Here is a 6,989-nt window from a genome sequence, read left to right as displayed (position 1 = left end):
CGGGGTGCGCAGCTCGGGTCACTGAGCCCTTCCCCGCCACGCCCGGTCTTGCGGGTAGTACCGATCCCGGACGCACGAGCGCGTTCGAGTGCCGGATATTTCCGTGCGGCGCCCCTGCGCTCGCGAAAACTGGGATCACGAACCGATGTTCGCGGTGCGAAGCCGCACCGCGACCGGTGCGGGGCGAGTAAATTTTCGGTGTGGTCGACGACGTGCGTCGGCGCCGGGCAGGTCACCGCAGCGGTGCGCCGGTCGGCGCCTCCGGGCGTTGCTCGAAGTTCGCGGAGTTGATTCGTGCGACTATCGGGAAGGTGCCGGAATGCTATCCAAGGCTTGGTCGCTCTGGTACGTCGACGCACCCGATCCCCGTACGGTACTGCGCGCGAACCACAATCCGGATCCCGCGGCCGCACTGGCACTGGCGAAGCAACTGCACGACGACCGCGATGTGCGGCCGGTCATGGTCGGCACGCTCGCGGGTTGCGCGGGCCCGGCCGCCGATGAGGTGTGCATAGGCTGCTTTCCCGGCGTGACGGTGCTGTGCTCGGCCCAGTCCGCGCGCATCCACCCGACCGAGATCCCGGAGTTGCTGGTGCGGCCGCTTGCCTCGGAGCACACCTACTTGGTGTCGTTCGACGTCGAGCACGGCTGGGGCGCGTTCGCCCACTGGGAGCGCGGCGAATTCCGCAGGTCGTTCAGCTCGACCCGGGTGCGCATCCTGGAGGACGAGGGTCTTCCGCTGGTGTGGGAGCGGCCCTATTGGGCAGGCGAGCATCCGGTGCGCCGGCGCGCGGGCGAACTGCCCGACCCCCATTCGCTGCCGTTCGATCCGCCGGACTTCGCCGACGCGGCCAACGACGAATGGCTCGGGTTCCACTACCGCGAGCCGGCCGCGCCCGGCGCGCTCGCGCCGGGCGACATACCCGTCTGCAAGTTCGCGCTGCACCCCAAGGGCACGATGCCCGATTCGCCGATGCACAGCGCTGCCGATGGCGGGGCGCACAACCCTGCGCGCAGGCGCGGCCTGTTCGGCTGGCTGAGCGGACACGACCCGGTCGGCTAGCCGCCGAGCAGCAGCACGATCCATCCGAGCAGCACACCCGCCGCGCCGCCGCCGATCACCCACCGCGTCACCGGCGCGAAACGCCAGCGCCAAGCGGTGGGCGCGGCGCCGCCGACCGCGACCAGATTCACCACCACCGCGAGCAACGGATGCACTTCGGCCAGCGCGGCCCCGAACGAATACACCGCGACCGCGGCCAGCAGCGCCACCATCACCGCCACGGTCAGCCCTGCACCCCAGGGCGTCGGGTCCTGGTAGGACGGATACGGACGATACGGTCCGGTCACGCCGTCCTCACCCGCTCGTAGAACGCCATCGCGGCCGCCGTCGCGACATTGAGCGAGTCGGTGCCGGGCGTCATGGGAATGCGCGCGCGGACGTCGGTGGCCCGCATGGCCTCCTCGGTCAGTCCCGGCCCTTCGGCCCCCAGCAACAACGCCACCCGCTCCCCCGTCATCGCCGCCGCCAGATTCGCCGCCGACGGATCGGGAGTGAGGGCGATGATCTGGAATCCCTTGCGCCGCAGTATATCCAGACCGGCGGGCCACTCCGGCACGGACGCGAACGGAACCCGCAGCACATGCCCCATCGATACCCGCACGGCGCGGCGGTACAACGGGTCGGCACAGCGGTCGCCGAACAGGATCGCGTCGGCTCCCAGTCCGGCCGCGTTGCGGAACATGGCGCCGAGATTCTCGTGGTCGTTGACGCCCTCGAGCACCGCGACGGTGCGCGCCTTCTCGAGCACCTCGTCCATACCGAGCGCGGTGGGGCGGCGGGCGACGGCCAGCACGCCGCGGTTGAGGTGGAACCCGACCACCTCGGCCATCACCTCGGCCGTCGCGCGGTAGTACGGCAAGTCGACGGCCGCCAGATCGTCGGCGAGTTCGGCTCGCCTGCGCTCCACGCCGAGCAGGGCGGTGGGCGCGAAGCGCGAATCGAGCATCCGCTGGACCACCACGACGCCCTCGGCGATCACCAGCCCCTTGCGCCCGGGCAGATCGGGCCTGCGGTCGACCGACTTGAGATCACGGAAGTCGTCGACCCTCGGGTCCGCGGGGTCATCGATATCGATCACTTCGGCCACCGCTCCATCCTGCCGGGCGGTCGCGGCACAGGCCGAATCGGTGTTCGCCCGGCGGTCGCGAGCCACGGATAATCCGGTGCGTGCGGGTGCGCGAACGTGGGATCGTCGAGGCATGACCTCCTCGGGAATCACGGTTCGGTCGGCCACCGCGGACGACGCGCCCGCGATCACGACGCTGGTCGAGACCTCGTTCGGCACCCGCTACGACCCCGCCGAGATGCGGGGGACACCGCTGCTGTTCCCGTTGGAGAACTCGATCGTGGCGGTCGAGGGAGGGGAGGTCGTCGGGCTCACGCAGTCCACCACCATGACGGCGACGGTGCCCGGCGAGCGGACCGTGCGGGTATGTGGCATCTCGGGCGTCGGCGTGGCGCCGACGCACCGGCGGCGCGGCATCCTGCGCGCCATGTACACCGAGCAGCACCGGCGCGTCGAGGCGGCAGGCCTGCCACTGACCATGTTCACGGCGAGCGAAGGCGGCATCTACGGCCGGTTCGGCTACGGCACCGCGACGCGGGAGAACGCGGTCGGCATCGACCGCCGGTTGGCGGCGTTCCTTCCGTCGACGCCCGATCCCGGCGGTGTCACGCTGCGGGCGCCGGCCGACCTGCGCGCGGCCGCGGAAGCGATCTACGACCGCTGGCGCAGGCTGGTGCCCGGCGCACAGGTGCGCCCGGCGGCGGCCTGGGACCTCGTGTTCGACGATCCCGAGCGTTACCGCGAGGGCGGCAGCACGCTGTTCGGACTCCTGCACGCCGACGGCTACGCGCTCTACCGGTACCACGCGGACGGCAGGGCGCGCACGGTGGAAGTCGTCGAACTGCGGACAGTCACCGCGGAAGCGCACGCGGCTCTGTGGCGGGCCCTGCTCGGCCTCGATCTGGTACAGCGGGTGGATGCCGTGCTCACCGACCACGACCCGCTGCCCTATCTGCTGACCGATCCACGGCTGGTGCGCACCACCGCCCGCTACGACGGACTGTGGCTTCGCCTGATGGACGTCCCGGCGGCGTTGACGGCACGCGGCTACGCGGACGACCTGGATGTGACACTCGCGGTGACCGACCCGTTCCGGAACGCGGGCGGCACGTTCGCGCTGCGCGCGCGGAACGGACAGGCGGAATGCGAACCGACCGATCGCGCGGCCGATCTCGAACTCGGCATCGACGTGCTCGGCAGCATGTATCTCGGCGCGTATCCCGCGCGGGTGTTCGCGGCGGCGAACCGGTTGCGGGCCAAAGTTTCCGCCCACATCCGCGCACTCGACGACGCCTTCCGCGCGGAACGCGACGCGATGCTCGGCTGGTTCTTCTGACGACGCGCACCGCACCGGCGCCGCAGACTGGCATGCTGGTCTCATGAAGCCGATTCAGCTGGTTCTCAACATCCTGTGGCTGGTCTTCGCCGGGTTCTGGCTGGCCCTCGGCTACATCGTGGCGGGCATCATCTGCTTCATCCTGATCATCACGATTCCCTTCGGCATCGCGTCGTTCCGGATCGCCGCCTACGTGCTGTGGCCGTTCGGGCGGACCACTGTGGAGAAGCCGGGTGCGGGCGCGGGCTCACTGATCGGCAACATCATCTGGTTCATCGTCGCGGGCTGGTGGCTGGCGCTGGGCCACCTGCTTACCAGCATCCCGCTGTTCGTCTCGATCATCGGTATCCCGTTCGGCTGGGCCAACCTGAAATTCATCCCGGTTTCGCTGTTCCCGCTGGGCCGGGAGATCGTGGACAGCGACCGTCCGTTCGGGGAACGGTAGCCGCGCTCAGCGGACTGTCGCCTCGCGACAGTTATGTGATCTGCATCACAGAGTGTTAACGAAATCACATCTCCGTGCGAATGTTAGCTAGAAGGTAACTGATCTTTTCCAGTGCCCATCGCGCCCCGAGCGGGTGCCGAGCCGACCGCACAGGAGGGCTCCACCATGACCGACCGCACCGCCCGCAGGCCCGATTCGGAGACCGCGCCGCTCGCGCCGATCGCGGTGACGCTGGGACTGCTGCTGCTCATCGGCGCGGGCGCCCGGCTCACCCATCTGCCCCGATGGGCCGACGACTACGGCGTCCTGGTCTATCCGGCCTTCGTCCTCTGCCTGACCATCGCGGGCAGCCTGCTGTGGTGGGGCGGCGGGATCATTCTCCGGCTCGTCCGCACGAACCGTTGATCCGGGCCGCCGTCGGCGGCGATTCGATGAATTCCGTTGCGCTACTCGGACTCCGCGACGATCTGCTTCATGATCGCCACCGCCCGGGTCAGCACGACGAGCTGCTCCTCGGTGAGCGTCGACAGCTGCTCGGTCATCCACGCCTCACGTGCGCTGGCTTCATCGGCGATGAGCGCGCGGCCCGCGTGGGACAGCGAGACGATGATCTGACGGCCATCGGTGGGATGCGGGTTGCGTTCCACCAGATCGAGGTCGGTGAGCGAGGCGATCACGCGGGTCATCGAGGGGGGCTGCACGCGTTCCTTCGCGGCGAGCGCGCCCGGCGTCATCGCTCCCTCGCGCGCGAGGGTCGCGAGCGCGGAGAGTTGGGTCAGCGAGATCTGCGAGTCGGCACGACGCCCGCGCAGGTGTCGCGTCAGTCGAACGACCGCCAGCGAGAGCTCACCAGCAAGGGCTCTGACATCCGATGGCGTTGTCACAGTGGCAAACGATACGGGACCGCGGGCGGGCGGTCGCGGCTTCCGGCCACTGGCGGACCACTCGTCGCCGCGCGGTCGGCCGAGTTCCTCCGACCGGGCCGATTAGGCTGAGCTCGTGACGCAGAAAGTCCCGCAACTCCCACCGCGCCTCACCGATCCGCGCCCCGTGCTCGCGGTCGGCAGCGCGTTGTGGCTGATCGCCACCGTGGTGGTGTGGGCGGGCGGCGACCGGTGGGCCTCGGCCCGGCCGGTCTGCCTGATGGGGCTGGTGGTCGGACTTATGGCGCTAGTGATCTATCTCGTTCAGCGGCGCGGCGCGCGGCGCGGAGACAAAGGCGCGCAGACCGGTTTGTAGCCGATCCGGTCAAGGTCGGCCGATATCGAATTCGTCGGTCGTGCCGGTGATCGGGTAGAGCGCGCCACCGGGATCGAGACGGGTCGCGTAGTGCTGGAAGCGATGACGTCCCGGCTCGGCATCGAGGGGGATGTCCCAGGTGAATCGGGCTATCGATTCGGCGGGCCCGCGCTTGCTCCAGTGGTATCTCACCGCCCACTCGCCCTCGTTCGCCACTCGTAGCCATTCGCCGGACGCATTCCTGCGCTGCACTTCCAGGAACGTCCCGTTGCGGCGGTTGTCGTGCTTCGGGTGCGCCGAGACGAACTCGGCCACCACTCGGTCGCCGGGGTCGTAGGACGGATTCGGCTGCACCAGTACGTCACCGAAGCCGCGCCCCCGCACGGCGGCGTCCGGACCGGCGCCCGGCTGGAAGTTCGGTTGCAGATGGGACACATCGCGCGGCGCCGGGCCGCGCGGCACCGGCGTGCGGGCGGCGAAAGCCGTGGCCAGCCGGGTGAACTCCTGCTGATAGGCGCACAGGGTGTAGCGGCCGAACAGCGTCGAGGCGCCCTCGTACTGCTGGGAATCGTATTCCTCTGGCGTAGTGACGTATTCGTGGTAGGCGTTCGCGTATCCCTGCATGAGCACCTGCTCCAGCGAGACGTCCAGCGCCGCGGCGACCGCGCGGCGAATGCGCAACCCCGACGTGATGGTGAATTCGCCTCCCGCGGCCGCCAAATAGAGTTCACCGATGCGAACGAGCTGAATCGGCAGCACATTCGGCACCCAGGCCACCGGGGGCAGCAGGCCGAGCGGCACCGCGATCGCTTTCGGCGCCTGCGCGTCCGCCAGCCAGGCCGGCGCGGGCCGAGCGGGGTCGCCGAGCGCCTCGAGAAACGGATTGCGCACACCCTCCGGAATCGGGCCGCCGGGCAGGCCCGGACCGTCCTCGACACTGCCCGCGATCAGCGAGACGCCCGCCGCGGCCGGTGCGGTGCGCCGCGGCAAGCCGTCCGGTGTGAAACGGCCGTCCACGGCGATGTCCGCCAGATCGATGTAGCAGAGCATCCCGTCGACCGGGCCGGAGATCTGCCGCGCCCGCGCCGCCGCGTCTTTCGACGCCGCGTACTGCCGCTCGCCCAGGATGCGGGTGTTCTCGAATTCGTCCTCGGTCGGCCCGGAGCCCTGGCGCAGATTCAGATTCGGGGACATGTCACCGGCGTTGGTCTGCGCGAAGGCGGCGACGAACGCGGGCTCGCCGTCCAGATAGCGCACACCGTGCTCGATGTGCTCGGCGGAGAACGAGGCGTAGCCCTTGTTGTCCGAGCTGATCAGCCGGTTCGCGTTGGTCATCGACGTGTTGTGGGTGGCGAACCAGGTGATCGCGCCCGCTATCCGCCCACCCTTGCGCAGGACGAGAGTGGTCACGGCGGGATCGATGGCGTCCGGGAAATGTTGTTTGTCCGCAGGCGGATTGAGTTCCCAGGCCACCCGCGAGCGGTTCACGCTCGCGTTGTGTAGTTCGGCACGGCCGAGCGCCAGCGAGCCGGGCCCGAGATCGGCGTGCGCGGCGGCGATCGCCTCGACGATCCCGTTCACCTCGGCGTCGTACACCTGCTGCTGGAAACCGAGGATGGACAGGTTGTAGGCGTAGTCGTTGCTGGAGCCGCCACACGTCGCGTGCGAATGCGTCGAGGTGAGCAGCACGTTCTGCTCGGTGTACAGATCGCCGAAGCGCCGGGCCAATTCGGCGAGCACGCCGCGGTGCACGGACTGGAAGATCATCCCGTTCTCGGCGACCACGAAGACGATCCGCCGCCCCGCGCCGCCGATGACGAACGCCCGCGCCCGGGGGCGC

The 6,989-nt window shown here is 69.5% G+C and carries 9 protein-coding genes; 5 read left to right on the top strand and 4 right to left on the bottom strand.

Annotation, left to right across the window (positions count from 1 at the left end):
- The first annotated feature begins 319 nt into the window (after positions 1-319).
- Positions 320-1,063: a DUF6928 family protein gene (locus ON29_RS04225; RefSeq protein WP_040864820.1), complete on the top strand. Its 744-nt coding sequence runs from the start codon at positions 320-322 to the stop codon at positions 1,061-1,063.
- Here ON29_RS04225 and ON29_RS04220 read toward each other — a convergent pair.
- A complete protein-coding gene (locus ON29_RS04220) occupies positions 1,060-1,350 on the bottom strand; it encodes a DUF2537 domain-containing protein (RefSeq protein ID WP_281032499.1) in 291 nt (96 codons plus the stop codon). The two genes, ON29_RS04225 and ON29_RS04220, sit on opposite strands and share 4 nt — an antisense overlap.
- Positions 1,347-2,150: a TrmH family RNA methyltransferase gene (locus ON29_RS04215; protein ID WP_040864822.1), complete on the bottom strand. Its 804-nt coding sequence runs from the start codon at positions 2,148-2,150 to the stop codon at positions 1,347-1,349. The genes ON29_RS04220 and ON29_RS04215 overlap by 4 nt, the downstream gene beginning before the upstream one ends.
- Before the next feature lie 112 nt (positions 2,151-2,262).
- Between ON29_RS04215 and ON29_RS04210 the strand changes: the two genes are divergently transcribed.
- The 3 genes from ON29_RS04210 (at position 2,263) to ON29_RS04200 (ending at position 4,315) form a co-directional block, all read left to right on the top strand.
- Complete coding sequence (locus ON29_RS04210) at positions 2,263-3,465, top strand: GNAT family N-acetyltransferase (protein ID WP_040864819.1); 1,203 nt, start codon at positions 2,263-2,265, stop codon at positions 3,463-3,465.
- 43 nt (positions 3,466-3,508) lie between these two features.
- Entirely contained in the window at positions 3,509-3,910 is a 402-nt protein-coding gene (locus ON29_RS04205) for a YccF domain-containing protein (protein ID WP_040864818.1), read from the top strand.
- Positions 3,911-4,075: 165 nt separating this feature from the next.
- Positions 4,076-4,315 carry a hypothetical protein gene (locus ON29_RS04200; protein WP_157172645.1) on the top strand — a complete coding sequence of 80 codons (240 nt, stop codon included), beginning with the start codon at positions 4,076-4,078 and terminating at the stop codon, positions 4,313-4,315.
- A 41-nt stretch (positions 4,316-4,356) separates the two neighbouring features.
- On the opposite strand, the gene ON29_RS04195 is transcribed toward ON29_RS04200, so the two are convergent.
- Entirely contained in the window at positions 4,357-4,794 is a 438-nt protein-coding gene (locus ON29_RS04195) for a MarR family winged helix-turn-helix transcriptional regulator (RefSeq protein ID WP_040864817.1), read from the bottom strand.
- Between the two features lie 115 nt (positions 4,795-4,909).
- Here ON29_RS04195 and ON29_RS04190 point away from each other — a divergent pair, with 115 nt between their 5' ends.
- Positions 4,910-5,149, top strand: coding sequence for a DUF2530 domain-containing protein (locus tag ON29_RS04190; RefSeq protein ID WP_040864816.1), 240 nt, complete (start codon positions 4,910-4,912; stop codon positions 5,147-5,149).
- Between the two features lie 9 nt (positions 5,150-5,158).
- Here the strand turns inward: ON29_RS04190 and ON29_RS04185 are convergent.
- Positions 5,159-6,989: neutral/alkaline ceramidase (locus tag ON29_RS04185; protein ID WP_040864815.1), on the bottom strand; the 1,831-nt coding region annotated here is incomplete at its 5' end.

It is taken from the genome of Nocardia exalbida NBRC 100660, from assembly GCF_000308575.1.
Lineage (GTDB): Bacteria > Actinomycetota > Actinomycetes > Mycobacteriales > Mycobacteriaceae > Nocardia > Nocardia exalbida.
Note: the sequence above shows the minus strand (reverse complement) of the source record. Positions and strands in the feature narration are given on the sequence as shown.

What these genes read in the sequence shown, in the direction of transcription:
- ON29_RS04205 (WP_040864818.1), top strand. Translation starts at nt 3,509, where the DNA reads ATGAAGCCGATTCAGCTGGTTCTCAACATCCTGTGGCTGGTCTTCGCC.
- ON29_RS04210 (WP_040864819.1), top strand. Translation starts at nt 2,263, where the DNA reads ATGACCTCCTCGGGAATCACGGTTCGGTCGGCCACCGCGGACGACGCG.
- ON29_RS04225 (WP_040864820.1), top strand. Translation starts at nt 320, where the DNA reads ATGCTATCCAAGGCTTGGTCGCTCTGGTACGTCGACGCACCCGATCCC.
- ON29_RS04200 (WP_157172645.1), top strand. Translation starts at nt 4,076, where the DNA reads ATGACCGACCGCACCGCCCGCAGGCCCGATTCGGAGACCGCGCCGCTC.